We start from the raw sequence: 14,820 nt of genomic DNA on the forward strand, positions 1-14,820 counted from the left end.
AAACAGGCAGTCAACCCGAGCCGGGCGGAGCTTCTTCCGCCCGGCTTTTTTCGTTTGCCGCAGAGGGTAGGAAGCGCCACAAGGCCGCGGTGACGGCCTCCGGCCGCTCGACCATCATCATGTGGCCAGCGTCCGCCAGAATGACGCTGTCCGCGTCCGGAATCGCCTCGACCAGCGCGCGGGCCTTCGCCGGCGGGGCCATGCGGTCCTCCGCGCCGAGCAGGAACAGCGTCGGGCAGGCGACGCGCGCTGCCGCCTCTTCAGCGCCGTCATAGGCGTCGCAGGCGGCGAGGTCCGTCGCCAGCACGCCCTGCCCCGCCCGCTCCAGCAGGCGCATCCCGCCCCCCGCCAGCCAGAGGCCGGGCGCCGGCTGGCCGCCGACCCGCCCGGCAGGGCCGTAGCCCCAGGACACGATGAGTTCCTGCGCCCGATGATCGCCGGCCCGCGCTGCCGCCGACAGGTCGGGATGGACCGGCATGCGGGCGGCGATCCCGAGCAGGGCCAGGGCGGCGACGCGAGCCGGTGATGCGGCGGCGGCGGCCAGGGCGACCAGCCCGCCCATGCTGTGCCCGACCAGCGCGGCCCGCTCGAGACCGGCGGCATCGAGCAGGCGGACGACCCAGTCGGCCAGCTCCGGAACGGACGGCAGCGCCGGTCCGTCGGACCGGCCATGGCCGGGCAGGTCGACAGTCAGCACCGCCCGCTCATGATGCGCGACATAGCGGCTCTGCTGACTCCAGACCGTATGGTCCATGCCCGCCCCGTGCAGGAATAGAACGGCGGGCTTGGCGGCGTCGAACGGGCGCCCGCCGGTGACCGCGAATACCGTCCGGCCGTTGACGCGGATCTGCACCGCCTCTAACCCTTCTGCGACGCGCGCAGCGCCTGGGCTAGGTCGTCGATGATATCGGCGGCGTCCTCGATGCCGACCGACAGCCGGATCATGTCCTCGCCGACCCCGGCGGCGGCCAGCGCCTTCGCGTCCATCTGCTGATGGGTGGTACTGGCCGGATGAATCACCAGCGTCTTGGCGTCGCCGACATTCGCGAGATGCGAGGCCAGCCGCAGATGCTCGACGAAGCGCCGACCGGCGGGGCGGCCGCCCTCGACGCCGAAGCTGATGATCGAGCCGCAGCCCTTCGGGAACAGCCGGGCGGCGAGAGCATGGTCCGGGTGGCTGTCGAGGCCGGGATAGTTGACCCAGGCGACCGCCGCATGCTGCGCGAGGAAGTCGGCGACCCGCCGGGCGTTCTCGACATGGCGGGCCATGCGTACCGGCAGGGTCTCGACGCCCTGCAGGATGTGGAAGGCGTTGGTCGGGCTGAGGCAGGCGCCGAAATCGCGCAATCCCTCCGCCCGGGCGCGCATGATGAAGGCCTGCGGGCCGTATTCCTCCGCGAAGTCGAGGCCGTGATAGCCGGCATAGGGCTCGGTCAGCGTCGGAAACTTGGCCGTTGCCTGCCAGTCGAACCGGCCGCCATCGACGATGACGCCGCCGATCGCCACGCCATGCCCGCCGAGCCATTTGGTGGCCGAGTGCATCACGAGATCCGCGCCATGCTCGATCGGACGGTTGAGATAAGGCGTCGAGAAGGTGGAGTCGATCAGCAGCGGAACCTGCACCGCATGGGCGATCTCCGCCACCGCCTCGATATCTAGGACCTCCAGGCCGGGATTGCCGAGGGTCTCGGCGAAGACCAGCCGGGTCTCGGGCCGGATGGCGGCACGGAAGCCGTCCAGGTCGCGCGGATGGACGAAGCTGCTGGTGATGCCGAAGCGCGGCAGCGTCAGCTTCAGGAGATTGACGCTGCCGCCATAGAGGGAGGCCGAGGCCACGATATGGCCCCCCGCCCCCATCAGGGTCACGATCGCGAGATGCAGCGCCGCCTGGCCGCTGGCGGTGCAGACCGCGCCGACGCCGCCTTCCAGCGCGGCGAGCCGCTCCTCCAGGACCGCGACCGTCGGGTTGGAGATCCGCGAATAGAGATGGCCCGGCGTCTCCAGGTTGAACAATGCCGCCGCATGGTCGGTGTCGCGGAACAGGTAGGACGTGGTCTGATAGATGGGCACGGCCCGCGCACCGGTCGTCGCATCCGGCTGCTGCCCCGCATGCAGGCTCAGCGTATCGAACTGGAGGAATTTCGGATCGGCCATGGTGGATCGATCAGGGTCGACGAAGCCGGAGACAAGGAACAGCCACTAGGGAACAGCCACCAGGGAATAGCGGGTCAAAAAAGCAGAGGGCCGCTTGCCCCCAGCTGGGCCGCGGCCCTCCTTATTTTTTTGCCTCAACCTGTCCAACTTGCCGGAAGCCAACGTTATGACCCCGTGCGCGACCCGTCAAGAGCCGATTCACACCTCGTTTACGCTGATTTGCGGCACACCCGAAAAGAAAAGGCCGCCGGCCAAGGCCGGCGGCTTCGAGTTAGACAGGGAGGCGTCAACAAGGATCGGATGTGATCCAAGAGAAAGTCCAGTCACGGACCGTCTAGAAGTGACCCTAGAGAAAATCTCTTAAACATTAATTAAGATGGACGGCGCGGCGCGATCGGCAAGATTGGATCCGCCGCATCGTCCATCCGACCGCAAGCCTTTATTTGGGGAGACCTTTTCTATTGTGCGGTCCAGCCGCCGTCGATCGACAGCGACGAGCCGGTCATCTGTGACGCCGCCTCGGAACACAGAAAAAGCGTCACCTCGCCGAGTTGTTCCGGCGTGACGAACCGGCCGGAGGGCTGCTTCTCGGCGAGGAGGTCGCGCTCCGCCGCCTCGACGGACAGGCCCTGGTCGCGCGCCCGGTTATCGATCTGCCGCTGGACCAGCGGCGTCAGGACCCAGCCGGGGCAGATCGCGTTGCAGGTCACGCCGCTGCCCGCCGCCTCCAGGGCGACGGTCTTGGTCAGCCCGATCAGCCCGTGCTTCGCCGCCACATAGGCGGATTTCTGCGCCGAGGCGACGAGGCCGTGCGCCGAGGCGATGTTGACGATCCGCCCCCAGCCGCCCGCCCGCATGCCGGGCAGGGCCGCCTGGATCGTGTGGAAGGCCGAGGAGAGGTTGACCGCGATGACCGCGTCCCAGCGCTCCGCCGGGAACCGCTCGATCGGATCGACATGCTGGATCCCGGCATTGTTGACCAGGATGTCGACCGGGCCATGCGCATCCGCCGCCGCAGCCATGAGGTCGGCGATCTCCGCCGGCTTCGTCATGTCGGCACCGTGGAAGCCGACGGGCGCGCCGCTGCGCTCCGCCAAGCCGTCGCGGATCGTCTCGATCACCCCGGCCTCGCCGAAGCCGTTCAGCATCACGGCCGCGCCCTGGCGCGCGAGCGCCGTGGCGATGCCGAGCCCTATGCCGCTTGTGGAGCCGGTGACGACGGCGGATTTTCCTCGCAATGTCATTTTGCCGATTTCCTTCCTCTGCAATGCGGCCAAGGGGTTTTGACTGTCAGGAGGTCTTGAACAGGGCGGCGGCGCCGGTCCGATGCGCCTCCTTGGCCGCGATCTTCGCCTTGGCCCGGGCGATCTCGGTCTCGAGCGCGGCGATATAGTCCGTAAGCTCCTCGACCGAGAGCGCGTCCAGATCCTTCGGCTTCGGGGCGGCCTTGCGCGGCTCCAGATCCTCGAATTCCATGGCGGTGCTCCAGCGTCTCCGTGCGGTTTGGGTTGTCCCTTCGGTCCAACAATAGTAGTCCTTCCGCCCGACATGCCATAGCCAGCCGAAGGGTCCCCGAGATGAGCGACGCCATTCCCGCCAGCATGACCGTCATCGAGATCACCCAGCCCGGCGGCCCTGAGGTCCTCGTGCCGAAGAGCCGCCCGGTGCCGCAGCCCGCGCCCGGCGAGGTGCTGATCGCGGTCGCCGCGGCGGGGGTGAACCGGCCGGACCTGCTGCAGCGCGAGGGCGGCTATCCGCCGCCGCGGGGCGCCTCGGACATCCCGGGGCTGGAGATCGCCGGCCGCGTCGCGGCGGTGGGTCCCGAGGTCGACGAATGGAAGGTCGGCGATTCGGTCTGCGCGCTGGTCACGGGCGGCGGCTATGCCGAGTACTGCCTCGCCCCGGCGCCGCAATGCCTGCCGGTGCCGAAGGGCCTCGACATGACCCAGGCGGCGGCGCTGCCCGAGACCTTCTTCACCGTCTGGAGCAACGTGTTCGATCGGGCCCGGCTGCAGCCGGACGAGAGCTTCCTGGTTCATGGCGGATCGAGCGGGATCGGGACCACGGCGATCCAGCTCGCGCACCAGTTCGGCGCGACGGTGTTCGCCACCGCCGGCAGCGACGAGAAATGCGCCGCCTGCAAGGAGCTTGGCGCCGACCGGGCGATCAACTATCGCAGCGAGGATTTCGTCGAGGTCGTGAAGGAGATGACGGAGGGCACCGGCGTCGACGTGATCCTCGACATGGTCGGCGGCGATTACGTGGCGCGGAACCTGAAGGCGCTCGCCGTGGAGGGGCGGCTGGTCCAGATCGCCTTCCTGAAGGGCAGCAAGGTGGAACTCAACCTGATGCCGATGATGCTGAAGCGCCAGACCCTGACGGGCTCGACCCTGCGCGCCCGGCCGGTGGTCGACAAGGCGGCGATCGCCCGGCCGCTGAAGGAGAAGGTCTGGCCGCTGATCGAGGCCGGCAAGGTGAAGCCGGTCCTGCACGCCACATTCGCTCTGGCCGAAGCGGCCGAGGCCCACCGGCTGATGGAATCGAGCGCCCATATCGGCAAGATCGTGCTGACGGTCGGGGCGAGCGGCTAGGCGGACCTGCGAGGTTCATCTCATGAATCTCCCACCCTTGCGGGAGGGGGAATTCGCAAACAGACCGCTCGATCTGCGACGCTTTTCTTAGGTTTCGCTTCTCTCGCGGGGGCCTACCCTTATATAAGGGGGAGAATTCACGGTCGCCCGCCGGTTCGGCGCGGGCCGATTACCGAAAACAGGGCGTCCGACCGGTACCTGATCGCACGATCAGGTACCTAACTTAACTGAGGTAACAACTTTCTACGAAAGTTGATACCAGGAGGTATTATGGCACAGCTTCTGATGCCGAAGGCAACCGCCGTTTGGCTGATCGAGAACACGGCGCTCACGTTCGAGCAGATCGCCGCTTTCTGCAACCTGCATCCGCTCGAGGTGCAAGGGATCGCCGACGGCGAGGTCGCGATCGGCATCGTCGGGCTGGACCCGACCGCCAACGGCCAGCTCACCTCGGAGGAGATCAAGCGCTGCGAGGGCGACCCGTCGGCGCGGCTGAAGATGGCGAAGCAGGACATCCCGATGCCGGCGACCCGCACCAAGGGCCCGCGCTACACGCCGATCTCGAAGCGGCAGGACAAGCCCGACGCCGTCGCCTGGCTGCTGCGCCACCATCCGGAGCTGTCGGAAGCGCAGATCTCGAAGCTGATCGGCACGACCAAGCAGACGATCGCGGCGGTGCGCGACCGCACCCACTGGAACTCGCCGAACCTGCGGCCGCGCGACCCGGTCCTGCTCGGCCTCTGCACCCAGAGCGACTTGAACAGCGTGGTGCTGAAGGCGCGCAAGACGCTCGAGAAGTCCGGCGAGCGGATCGTGCCGCATGACGGTGGCGCTCCCGATGGCGTTCCCGACGAGCCGCGGCCCAAGGCGGGCGGCTTCGATTTCAGCGGCTCGCTGCAGGAGTAGCGCCGCGCCCCGCGAAGGGGAAGATGACCACAGAGACACAGAGAGGAAATGAAATCCTCTGTGCCTCTCACGTCTCTGTGGTTCAAAAACCTATCGGCAAAGAGGCAGGGATGAATAAGGTCACTTTCGGCGCCCTTGCGGGCGCACTTCTTTTGGCAACCGCTTCCGCTGCTCCGGCGCAGGAGATTCCGGCCGAGCCGGAGGCCGGGGAGATCCGGATGGGACTGCAGCCCTGGCTGGGCTATGGCCAGTGGCATGTCGCGGCGGCCAAGGACCTGTTCGCGGCGAACGGCCTGGAAGAGGTCGAGCTGGTCAATTTCACGACCGATGCCGACGTGAACGCGGCGCTGGCGAGCGGCCAGCTCGACGCGGCGAACGTCGCGACGCACACGGCGCTGGCGATCGCCGCGGCCGGCGTGCCGATCAAGATCGTCATGCTGCTCGACGTCAGCACCACGGCCGACGCGATCATCGCCGGCGGCGACATCGCCTCCGTGGCCGACCTGGAAGGCAAGAAGGTTGCCTATGAGGAGGGCACGACGAGCGACATCCTGCTGAACTACGCCCTGGCGCAGAACGGCATGAGCATCGAGGACATTCAGCGGGTGCCGATGCCGGCGGCCGACGCCGGCGCCGCGCTGATCGGCGGACAGGTGCCGGTGGCCGTTACCTACGAGCCCTATCTGACGCTGGCGCTGGCGCAGGACCCGGAGGCCAAGCTGCTGTACACCGCCGGCGAGAATCCGGGCCTGATCAGCGACGTGCTGATCGTCCGCGAGGACGTGCTGAACGAGCGGCCGGGCCAGGTCGCCGCGCTGCTGCGCGCCTGGGACGAGGCGCTGGCCACCTATCGCGCCGACGAGACCGAAGGCCGCGCGATCATCGCCGAGGCGGTGGGCGCGCCGCCGGAGGATCTGGAGACCGCCTTCGAGGGCGTCGAATTCTATTCCCTGGAAGAGAACCAGGAGCAGCTCACCGGCGATTATGCCGGGAAGGTCGTTCCCGAGGTCGAGGAGGCGGCGACCAAGGCCGGTATCCTGACCGACGACGTCGACGCCGAGGCGCTGATCGAGGGCAGATTCGTCGATGCCGCTGCCCAATAGGGATGGGCTGACCACATCGGGCGCCGCCCCTCGCCGTAAGCGGCGCCCCTCCTCCCCCTTCCGCCTGACGGCGGAGCTGACGACGCCGCAGTTCGTCGGGATCGCCGTCCTCGTCTTCGCCGGGCTGCTGGCAGCTTGGTGGGCGGTGACGGCGAGCGGGCTGGTCGCGCCGCTGTTCCTTCCGGGGCCGGGGCAGGTCTTCGGCCGGCTGGTCACGCTGGCGCTCAATGGTCAGCTCTGGGAAGACGCCGGGATCAGCATCTACCGCATCATGGTCGGCTTCCTGATCGCGACGGGGCTGGCCGTGCCGATCGGCGTGCTGATCGGCAGCTATCGGGTGTGGGAGGCGGCGATCGAGCCGGTGGTGGACTTCATCCGCTACATGCCCGTGGTCGCCTTCGTGCCGCTGACCATCCTGTGGGTCGGCACCGAGGACCCGCAGAAGTTCCTGATCATCTGGATCGGCACCTTCTTCCAGCAGGTCCTGCTGATCATGGACAATGTGAAGCGCGTGCCGTGGGACTTCATCGACCTCGGCCGCACGCTGGAGATGCCGGAGCGCAAGATCCTGACCCGCATCGTGGTGCCGAGCGCGCTCCCCGGCATCTGGGACTCTCTGCGGATCAGCCTCGGCTGGGCCTGGACCTGGCTGGTGCTGGCCGAGCTGGTCGCCGCGACCTCAGGCCTCGGCTATCGCATCGTGACCGCCCAGCGCTTTTTCCAGACCGACACGATCATCGGCTATATCCTGGTGCTCGGCTGCTTCGGCCTGATCAGCGATCAGGCGATGAAGGCGGTGTCGCGCCGCCTGTTCCGCTATGCGGAGGCGCGGCGATGAACGTAGAACAGCCCAAGCTCCAGATCTCCGGCCTCTCCAAGGAGTTCCGCCGGCGGGGGCAAGCCGTGCTGGCGCTCGACGGCGTCGACCTCGCCATCGCCGAGAACGAGTTCGTCTCGCTGGTCGGCACCTCGGGCTGTGGCAAGAGCACGCTCTTGATGATCGTCGCCGGGCTGCAGGACTTCGACACCGGCGAGGTTCTGGTCGACGGCCAGCCGGTCGAGGGGCCCGGCCGCGACCGCGGCGTGGTGTTCCAGAGCTATACGCTCCTGCCCTGGCTGACCGCGCAGCAGAATGTCGAGTTCGCGCTGCGGGCCGCCGGAAGCAAGGGCGCCGAGCTGCGCGAGCGGGCGCGCGAGCATCTGGCGCTGGTCGGCCTCGACCGCTTCGCCGACGCCTTTCCCAACCAGCTCTCCGGCGGCATGAAGCAGCGGGTGGCGCTCGCTCGCGCCCTCTCCTACCGGCCGAAGATGCTGTTGATGGACGAGCCGTTCGGCGCGCTCGACGCGCTGACCCGGCACCATATGCAGGAGCTGCTCACGCGGATCTGGGAGCGGCACCGCCTGACCGTGCTGTTCATCACCCACGACGTCGAGGAGGCCGTTTATCTGTCCGACCGGGTGGCGATCATGAGCAACGCGCCCGGCCGCATCAAGGAAACCATCCCCATCCCGCTGGCCCGCCCGCGGCGCTATGACATCACCACGTCGGCGGAGTTTTTGGAGCTGCACCGCCGGGTGCTAAAGAGCATTCGGGAGGAGTCGATCAGGGCGGCGGAGATGGATGAGGCATTGGCGGAGGGGTGAGCTTCGCAGTTGCGAGATGGTTGGAAGTTGAGTTTGGAATTGACCCGAAGCGGATGCAGGCCCCTTGCACGGTGAGTGGCGCGGCTGACCGAAGGATCGCTCTTTAGTAAGTTCGGACTATGCCGACTGAATCCCAAATAGATAAGGGCATCGCGCACCTTGCGGAGCAGGCTGTCCATGAATTGCTCGAAGCTATGCCGATGCTGAGGGCAGCCCCGCCGAGCGAGCGGAGTATCGCGATTACACGATCTATGCACTCATCCGAAAGCAGTGCGGCGAAGCTGAGAGATACCTTCCGAAACGACACATCATTTGGAAATCTTCGGGATGGATGGCTTCAGTACGGTGGAATGGGAATGGCTGTGCAGGACCAAATGCTTCCCCATATCCTGGTTCAGAGTGCGATTGACGGTGAATCCGTTGGCCCTCTCATCGCCGAGGCACAAGCATTTGCAAACTCCCAAGCGAGCACGGTTGAATGGTATGCAGCTTTAGCAGGCGTCACAGTGACGGAAGCGACCAATCTGGCACCGGATATCGACCTGCTTCCTTGGTCCGATGTTCCGGACAGCCACCAAAAGAGGGTATTCAGCGGTGCTTTCGAAAATCGCGAACTCCTGTCTGGGCCGGCTTTCATGCAATTTCCTACCGCCGCGACATCCGCGGTCCGAATCCGCCAAGCGAAGCGTCAAGTTCTATACTCACGATCTGAGGCGGCTAAGATTGCGTTTGATGCTACAGCAAGCGAAGTCGCAGCCCAACGTGAGCGAGTGCAGGACGTTGTGCGTAGCCTCACAGCATTGAGCGTGTGTGCTGTGGCGGCAATCGGATATTGGACACAACTCGGTCAAAAAATCGCAAACCGCATTGGTGGCATCGGTTATTCTTACGACGGGGCGCTGTTCGAAACCGCCGTCCGCACAGCATCCTCCAAGCCTATCGCGCTGGACGGGCAATCTGTCGTCCTACTGTTTCGACGTTTCGAAAGGTTTGAACCCTCCGACAAGACTGCTTTGCGGGTCGCCTTGGACCGGCTTAACCAAGCGCTCCGCGAGCGAGACATCGTTGACAGTGCGATCGACGTCGGTATTGCGCTCGAAGTGATACTACTCCATGGCTTTGGCGCGAATGACCGAGGGGAATTGAGGTTTCGCGCATCCATTCGAGGAGCAGCGTTTCTAGGAGGAGACAAGGCGGAACGACTGAAGACCTTCAACGTCCTGAAGGATGCTTATGACCTAAGGTCCAGAGCAGTTCATTCCGGGCGCCTCGAAAAAGGGAAAAGGGCGATGGAGCCCAAGCAGAAACTGGAAGAAGCGAATAGCATCTGCGCTAGCATCGCACGGAAGGTAATTGAACGAGGATCATTTCCGGACTGGGACTCCGAGTACGTAATTGGCGGAGCGTGAATTGGCACAAGTCTCCACTGGATCGCAATACACAGTAGCCGTAACGTCGCGTTCTCGCGGCGATCCGCGCCAATCGCCTGATACAGTTATGGCAAGAGGCCGCCAATCAATTCATACGTGCGTTTAGAGATCCCAATATTATCGCGATTAGCGTCCGATCACGTCTCAAATTATAAGTACTTCTGGTTATCGAGGATTGTTGTGAGGACCGAATATAATCCCTGTCATACGGTCGACGACGTCAGGCCCTGCTAGTCGCTTTGGCGGAATGCGATCTGGAAAAACTTGGCTCGGACGAATGCCGTTGTATTCTATTGCGTTTAGTCCGGCGTTGATCACTTCGTCCAACAGCTTTCGATTATCACCATCTATCCGCATATCGAAATGGCGGGCAATGACACCTGCTAGTACATCGCAGAGCTGAACCGAATAGTTATCTTCAGAGTTCACCTGTGTTGTCGACACAACCCGCAACGGATACTGCACTAAAGCTCCATCACCAAGCGGCATCATCTGAGCTGGAACGTTGTTGTTGGTGATTCGATCCCAAATCTCGCGTTGACGAAAAAAATTTGCGGACGCGTCATGAATCACTGCAAAGTCCTCAGAGTAGAGCTTTCGCCAGTGAGCGATGACGGCGAGTATGCTCGTCACTTGCAGCTCGTTTGTCTTCTTGAAGGTTTCCAGGTTGTGGTAGTGGGCGAAAAGATCGGCACCGAGCGACATCTGCTCGAGGAAGATTCGGATCGGCTCTTCTGAACTCGCCGCCATAATCCCAAGCTGGTTTTGTAAACCACTCAGACGTTCGGGTGATGGGTTTCGGCTGAAGGTTTGATAGGCCTTTACTAAGCTGTCGTAGAGTTCTGGCGCAGCAAACTGCATTAGCCCGAAATGGATATAGTTCGCGTACTTCCAGCAAAAACCGTCCGCATAAAAATCATACCCAGCGTCGGTTATATATGGTTCGATCAGAAAGTCGACTATCTTGGTCAGCACAGCGAATCGCTTGTCTATCATCCACGTGAAAGCATGATCACGCAGCCCGCCGAGTCGGCGACTAAATTCGACAAGCCCTGCCTTATTGTTTGATCCCCATATGTTGGCGAATTTGAACTCACTCCCTCGGTACTTTGGAAATGATTCTTTCAAAATTGTTTCGGCCACTACCGTGTCGATGTCCGTACTGGCAACAGTGAATATCGGTTGGGCACCGTCAAGCAGGTTGTAGCCGGTGAATCCTGATTCATCGAAATAGAGGGTTCTTATTGGCATGGGAAACATCGGCCTTTGCGATTTAAGTTTCTACGGCCGAATCGAAAATAAAAAGCGCAGAAGTTTCATTTAGAAAAAGTTCAGCGATTCTGGCCTCCAAGCTTAATGAGGTTAACTCGGATCGCCGATTACAGTTTGACGACGATGATTATGTGAAGCCATGCAATGCCCTCAGGTTAGATGTCACATAATTCTGTTTATGCCAATAGCAGACATTGGGAAATCAAAACCTAAAGCAGATCATAAAGCCACTTGTCACTACGTCTCTTGATCACCCAAACACCATCGGCCGCCGCTCCCGCTACGGCACCGCCCGTTCCATTTGTCCGGCCAACTGCAGCAATAACCCATCCGCCCCATGCCGCGCGGCGAGCTGGATGCCAAACCGGCAAGCCCGCCGGGTCGGTCGTGAGCGGCAGCACAATCGCCGGCTGGCCGGTGACGTTGAAGAAGGCCGTGTAGGGCGAGAAGGTCAGCATGCGGGCGACGTGGGCCTCGACGTCGTCCGTGGCGGTGGGGAAGGCGCCGAGATTGGGCGCCGGGCCGGCGAGCGCCGGGGTCAGCAGGACGTCCACTCCCTCGAAGAAGGCGCGCCCCTGCGCCGGGTCGGAGGGGTGAGCGACCGCCCCCAAGGCGGACATCATTTCCCGAATCGATCTTTCCTTCTCCGTCTTTTCCCGACGCTTCGGTCTTGTCGAAGTGCGGCTCGATCGTCCGAACGCGGCCGCGCTTGCAAAGGGTCGCCACGCCACGTACCACTAGGCTTCGCGCCCCCATGGAGAGAGCTCGTGGCCTCCGAACCTCGTTCCGCCCGCCTTGCCGTTCTGATCGATGCCGACAATGCTTCGCCCCGCATCGCCGATGGGCTTTTCGAGGAAATCGCCAAGATGGGGGAAGCCAGCGTCCGGCGGATCTACGGCGATTTCTCGAGCACGCGCCTGAAGTCGTGGGCCGACATCCTGTCCAAGCACGCAATTCTCCCGCACCAGAATTTCGCCTATACGACGGGGAAGAACGCCTCGGACATCGCGCTCGTGATCGACGCGATGGACCTGCTACACAGCGGCCGGTTCGAGGGGTTCTGCCTCGTCTCCTCGGACAGCGACTTCACGCGCCTCGCCGCGCGCATTCGCGAGCAGGGCGTCGACGTGTTCGGCTTCGGCGCGCATAAGACGCCGGAGAGCTTCCGCCAGGCCTGCCGCCGGTTCATCTACACCGAGAACCTGCTGCCCGAAGCGCCCGCGCCGGATCGCGAGCGGGCAACCGAGGCGAAGCCCTTGCAGCCGCCCAGCGCCGCGATACCGCTCCTGCGGAAGGTCATTTCCCAGATGGATGACGAGGACGGCTGGGTCGGCCTCGGCGGGGTCGGCCAGCGGCTTCCGAACCTTGCCCCGGATTTCGACCCGCGGACCTACGGGCATGCGAAGCTGGGCGACCTCGTCCGGAAGACCGGCGCCTTCGAGGTCGAGCGGCTGGAGAGCGGGGGCGTGCGCATCCGCCTCAAGCCGGCCCCGGCGCCGGCCCGGCGAGCCGCCAGGAAGAAGGCCTAGAGTACGCTCCGATCAGGTTGGGTCAACCTGATCGGATCACGCTCTAAGCGCCGAAGGGGGCGATCGGCCCGGAGCGGGCCGGCGTCAATTCAGACATGGACCGACGGCCGGCGCTCCCGCCACGGCGCCGCCCGCTCGATCTGCCCGGCGAGCTGCAGCAGCAGACCATCGGCGCCATGTTTCGTAGCGAGCTGGATGCCGACCGGCAGGCCGGCGGGGTCGGTGGCGAGCGGCAGCGCGATCGCGGGCTGGCCGGTCACGTTGAAGAGGGCCGTGTAGGGGGAGAAGGTCAGCATGCGGGCGACGTGGGCGTCGACGTCGTCCGTGTCGGTGGGCAGGGCGCCGAAGGTCGGGGCCGGGCCGGCGAGGGCCGGGGTCAGCAGGACGTCCACCCCCTCGAAGAACGCGCCCATGCGCCGGGTCAGGCGATGCTTGAGGCGCTCGGCCGCGAGATAGTCGAGGGCCGAGAGCGTGCGGCCGCGCTCGGCCGCGGCCCAGACGACCGGCTCGACCGAGTGCGCGTCCGGGGGCGCCGGAAGGTCGCGCGCCATCGCCGCGAAGTCGGCAGCCGTCTGGGCGCAGACCTGCGTGGCGTAGATCCGGCGCGGCGCCAGCAGGTCGTCCTCGTCGAGCGGCAGCGCCGCCTCCTCGATCCGGTGGCCGAGGGACTCCAGCAGCTCGGCCGCGCGGGTCATGGCCTGGAGGCTGGCCGGGGCGACCGCGACGTCGCCGGGGCAGCGGGCGGAGAACGCGACGCGGAGGCGGCCGGGCTCCGTCTCCGTCAGGCGCTGGAACGAGTCGGGCCGCAATGGTGCCGCGTAGGGGGCGCCGGGGTCGGCGCCGAAGGCCGTATCGAGCGCGGCGGCGCTGTCGCGGACGGTGCGGCTGACGACATGCTCGGAGACGAGGCCGCCATAGATGTCGGCGGCGAACGGCCCCTCCGGCATCGCGCCGCGCGAGGGCTTGAGCCCCACGAGGCCGCAGCAGGCGGCCGGGATGCGGATGGAGCCGGCCCCGTCCGTCGCGTGGGCGAGCGGCACCATGCCGGCCGCCACCGCGGCGGCGGACCCGCCGGACGAGCCGCCGGTCGAATGGCCCGGGTTCCAGGGGTTGCGCGCCGGGCCGAACAAGGCGGGCTCGGTCGTCACGTTGAAGCCGAACTCGGGCAGGTTCGTCTTGCCGAGCGTCACCAGCCCGGCCGCCTTGTAGCGCCGCGTGAGCTCGGCATCGGAGGCGGGCGGCGGGGCGTGGCGGGCGAGATAGCGGCTGGCCCCCGTCGTCGGCACGCCGGCATAGGCCGCGCCGATGTCCTTGAGCAGGAAGGGGACGCCGTAGAGCTGCGCGTCCTTATCCGCGCGGGCGAGGTCGGCGCGGCCCTCCTCGAACATCGGGCGGATCACGGCGTTCAGCGCCGGGTTGAGCCGCTCGATCGCGGCGATCGCGGCTTCGGTCACTTCCTCCGCCGAGACCTCGCGGCGGCGGATGAGGTCGGCGAGGCCGACGGCGTCGGTCGCGGCGTAGTCCTTCGGGTCCATTGCGGCCCTCCAATTTTCCTGGAAACTCAGACGGCTCCGGTGCAGCTGCTCGATATCATGCGCAGCGGCGGCCCAGGCCTGCGGCATCGGTACTCAGGGCAGGCTCAGCAGCGGACCGTCTTTGCGCCGGCCCGATCCGGCATGCAGCCTCGAGACTGTCCCGCCGGGCTGAATCTCGGTAAGGATCGCCACAAAATCCCCGATCCTGAATTCCTCGCTCTTGGGCCACGAGTCCAGGAAAGCGGGCACGCCGTTTACCAGCCCGAGCTGATAGCTTTTGACGTGCCATTTCGCCCACTGGGAATCGCCGGCAAGAGCGACGAGCTTGCGCGCGTCTGCGCTGTCGAGCGCAATGCCGCGCACATGCAGATAGAATCCGTCTCCGAACGTTGTCTCGTAGACATCCTCATGCAGCACCGCCCACACGGTCAGGGTGCCGCCGGCTTCCCTGATGCGCGCGGCGACGGCTTCGGCCATTGCGGGCGTGATCTCCGTATCGCCCTGGCGTCGTGGCGGACCGATGTGAAGGATGTTGCGCTCGTCGTGAACTGACATGGGTGTTCTCGCGTGTCCGATTCGATGCCGGATCCTGCGGGATGCGGCCAAACCATGTCAATTCAGGCCTGCCCTTGGCGACGACCTGAGTGGTTGCCTTC

The 14,820-nt window shown here is 65.1% G+C and carries 15 protein-coding genes; 7 read left to right on the forward strand and 8 right to left on the reverse strand.

Features of this window, described 5'->3' with window-relative positions; translation table 11 throughout:
• Positions 1-10: 10 nt before the first annotated feature.
• From DT069_RS10560 to DT069_RS10575, 4 genes are all read right to left on the reverse strand, one after another.
• Positions 11-853: an alpha/beta fold hydrolase gene (locus tag DT069_RS10560; protein WP_119460269.1), complete on the reverse strand. Its 843-nt coding sequence runs from the start codon at positions 851-853 to the stop codon at positions 11-13.
• 5 nt (positions 854-858) lie between these two features.
• Positions 859-2,154 (reverse strand): O-acetylhomoserine aminocarboxypropyltransferase, encoded by a 1,296-nt coding sequence (locus DT069_RS10565; protein WP_119460270.1) that lies wholly within the window; start codon positions 2,152-2,154, stop codon positions 859-861.
• A 458-nt stretch (positions 2,155-2,612) separates the two neighbouring features.
• Positions 2,613-3,398, reverse strand: a complete 786-nt coding sequence (locus tag DT069_RS10570; RefSeq protein WP_119460271.1) for a 3-hydroxybutyrate dehydrogenase — start codon at positions 3,396-3,398, stop codon at positions 2,613-2,615.
• A gap of 46 nt (positions 3,399-3,444) precedes the next feature.
• Positions 3,445-3,630: a DUF1192 domain-containing protein gene (locus tag DT069_RS10575; protein WP_119460272.1), complete on the reverse strand. Its 186-nt coding sequence runs from the start codon at positions 3,628-3,630 to the stop codon at positions 3,445-3,447.
• A 101-nt stretch (positions 3,631-3,731) separates the two neighbouring features.
• Between DT069_RS10575 and DT069_RS10580 the strand changes: the two genes are divergently transcribed.
• From DT069_RS10580 to DT069_RS10605, 6 genes are all read left to right on the forward strand, one after another.
• Positions 3,732-4,745 carry an NAD(P)H-quinone oxidoreductase gene (locus DT069_RS10580; protein ID WP_119460273.1) on the forward strand — a complete coding sequence of 338 codons (1,014 nt, stop codon included), beginning with the start codon at positions 3,732-3,734 and terminating at the stop codon, positions 4,743-4,745.
• A gap of 270 nt (positions 4,746-5,015) precedes the next feature.
• Complete coding sequence (locus DT069_RS10585; protein WP_119460274.1) at positions 5,016-5,651, forward strand: DUF1013 domain-containing protein; 636 nt, start codon at positions 5,016-5,018, stop codon at positions 5,649-5,651.
• Between the two features lie 110 nt (positions 5,652-5,761).
• The gene (locus DT069_RS10590; protein WP_119460275.1) at positions 5,762-6,754 is read left to right on the forward strand and encodes an ABC transporter substrate-binding protein; all 993 of its coding nucleotides are present in this window, start codon (positions 5,762-5,764) and stop codon (positions 6,752-6,754) included.
• Positions 6,738-7,592 carry an ABC transporter permease gene (locus tag DT069_RS10595; protein ID WP_119460276.1) on the forward strand — a complete coding sequence of 285 codons (855 nt, stop codon included), beginning with the start codon at positions 6,738-6,740 and terminating at the stop codon, positions 7,590-7,592. Before DT069_RS10590 ends, DT069_RS10595 begins: the two co-directional genes overlap by 17 nt.
• Positions 7,589-8,398, forward strand: coding sequence for an ABC transporter ATP-binding protein (locus DT069_RS10600; protein ID WP_119460277.1), 810 nt, complete (start codon positions 7,589-7,591; stop codon positions 8,396-8,398). Before DT069_RS10595 ends, DT069_RS10600 begins: the two co-directional genes overlap by 4 nt.
• A gap of 356 nt (positions 8,399-8,754) precedes the next feature.
• Positions 8,755-9,807, forward strand: coding sequence for a HEPN domain-containing protein (locus DT069_RS10605; protein ID WP_162913123.1), 1,053 nt, complete (start codon positions 8,755-8,757; stop codon positions 9,805-9,807).
• A gap of 186 nt (positions 9,808-9,993) precedes the next feature.
• On the opposite strand, the gene DT069_RS10610 is transcribed toward DT069_RS10605, so the two are convergent.
• The gene (locus DT069_RS10610) at positions 9,994-11,079 is read right to left on the reverse strand and encodes a DUF3800 domain-containing protein (RefSeq protein WP_119460279.1); all 1,086 of its coding nucleotides are present in this window, start codon (positions 11,077-11,079) and stop codon (positions 9,994-9,996) included.
• A gap of 230 nt (positions 11,080-11,309) precedes the next feature.
• Complete coding sequence (locus DT069_RS10615) at positions 11,310-11,723, reverse strand: amidase family protein (protein WP_119460280.1); 414 nt, start codon at positions 11,721-11,723, stop codon at positions 11,310-11,312.
• Positions 11,724-11,867: 144 nt separating this feature from the next.
• On the opposite strand from DT069_RS10615, the gene DT069_RS10620 reads away from it, so the two are divergent.
• Positions 11,868-12,629: an NYN domain-containing protein gene (locus tag DT069_RS10620; protein ID WP_119460281.1), complete on the forward strand. Its 762-nt coding sequence runs from the start codon at positions 11,868-11,870 to the stop codon at positions 12,627-12,629.
• Between the two features lie 89 nt (positions 12,630-12,718).
• On the opposite strand, the gene DT069_RS10625 is transcribed toward DT069_RS10620, so the two are convergent.
• Positions 12,719-14,164 (reverse strand): amidase, encoded by a 1,446-nt coding sequence (locus DT069_RS10625; protein WP_162913124.1) that lies wholly within the window; start codon positions 14,162-14,164, stop codon positions 12,719-12,721.
• 93 nt (positions 14,165-14,257) lie between these two features.
• Positions 14,258-14,719 (reverse strand): hypothetical protein, encoded by a 462-nt coding sequence (locus tag DT069_RS10630; protein ID WP_119460283.1) that lies wholly within the window; start codon positions 14,717-14,719, stop codon positions 14,258-14,260.
• Between the last annotated feature and the right edge of the window lie 101 nt (positions 14,720-14,820).

This window comes from Virgifigura deserti (genome assembly GCA_003576685.1).
GTDB lineage: Bacteria > Pseudomonadota > Alphaproteobacteria > Dongiales > Dongiaceae > Virgifigura > Virgifigura deserti.

Bases quoted from the DNA above. Each gene is read 5' to 3' on its own strand.
- DT069_RS10565 (WP_119460270.1), bottom strand. From the start codon at position 2,154: ATGGCCGATCCGAAATTCCTCCAGTTCGATACGCTGAGCCTGCATGCG.
- DT069_RS10570 (WP_119460271.1), bottom strand. From the start codon at position 3,398: ATGACATTGCGAGGAAAATCCGCCGTCGTCACCGGCTCCACAAGCGGC.
- DT069_RS10575 (WP_119460272.1), bottom strand. From the start codon at position 3,630: ATGGAATTCGAGGATCTGGAGCCGCGCAAGGCCGCCCCGAAGCCGAAG.
- DT069_RS10580 (WP_119460273.1), top strand. From the start codon at position 3,732: ATGAGCGACGCCATTCCCGCCAGCATGACCGTCATCGAGATCACCCAG.
- DT069_RS10585 (WP_119460274.1), top strand. From the start codon at position 5,016: ATGGCACAGCTTCTGATGCCGAAGGCAACCGCCGTTTGGCTGATCGAG.
- DT069_RS10590 (WP_119460275.1), top strand. From the start codon at position 5,762: ATGAATAAGGTCACTTTCGGCGCCCTTGCGGGCGCACTTCTTTTGGCA.
- DT069_RS10595 (WP_119460276.1), top strand. From the start codon at position 6,738: ATGCCGCTGCCCAATAGGGATGGGCTGACCACATCGGGCGCCGCCCCT.
- DT069_RS10600 (WP_119460277.1), top strand. From the start codon at position 7,589: ATGAACGTAGAACAGCCCAAGCTCCAGATCTCCGGCCTCTCCAAGGAG.
- DT069_RS10605 (WP_162913123.1), top strand. From the start codon at position 8,755: ATGGCTGTGCAGGACCAAATGCTTCCCCATATCCTGGTTCAGAGTGCG.
- DT069_RS10610 (WP_119460279.1), bottom strand. From the start codon at position 11,079: ATGCCAATAAGAACCCTCTATTTCGATGAATCAGGATTCACCGGCTAC.
- DT069_RS10615 (WP_119460280.1), bottom strand. From the start codon at position 11,723: ATGATGTCCGCCTTGGGGGCGGTCGCTCACCCCTCCGACCCGGCGCAG.
- DT069_RS10625 (WP_162913124.1), bottom strand. From the start codon at position 14,164: ATGGACCCGAAGGACTACGCCGCGACCGACGCCGTCGGCCTCGCCGAC.
- DT069_RS10630 (WP_119460283.1), bottom strand. From the start codon at position 14,719: ATGTCAGTTCACGACGAGCGCAACATCCTTCACATCGGTCCGCCACGA.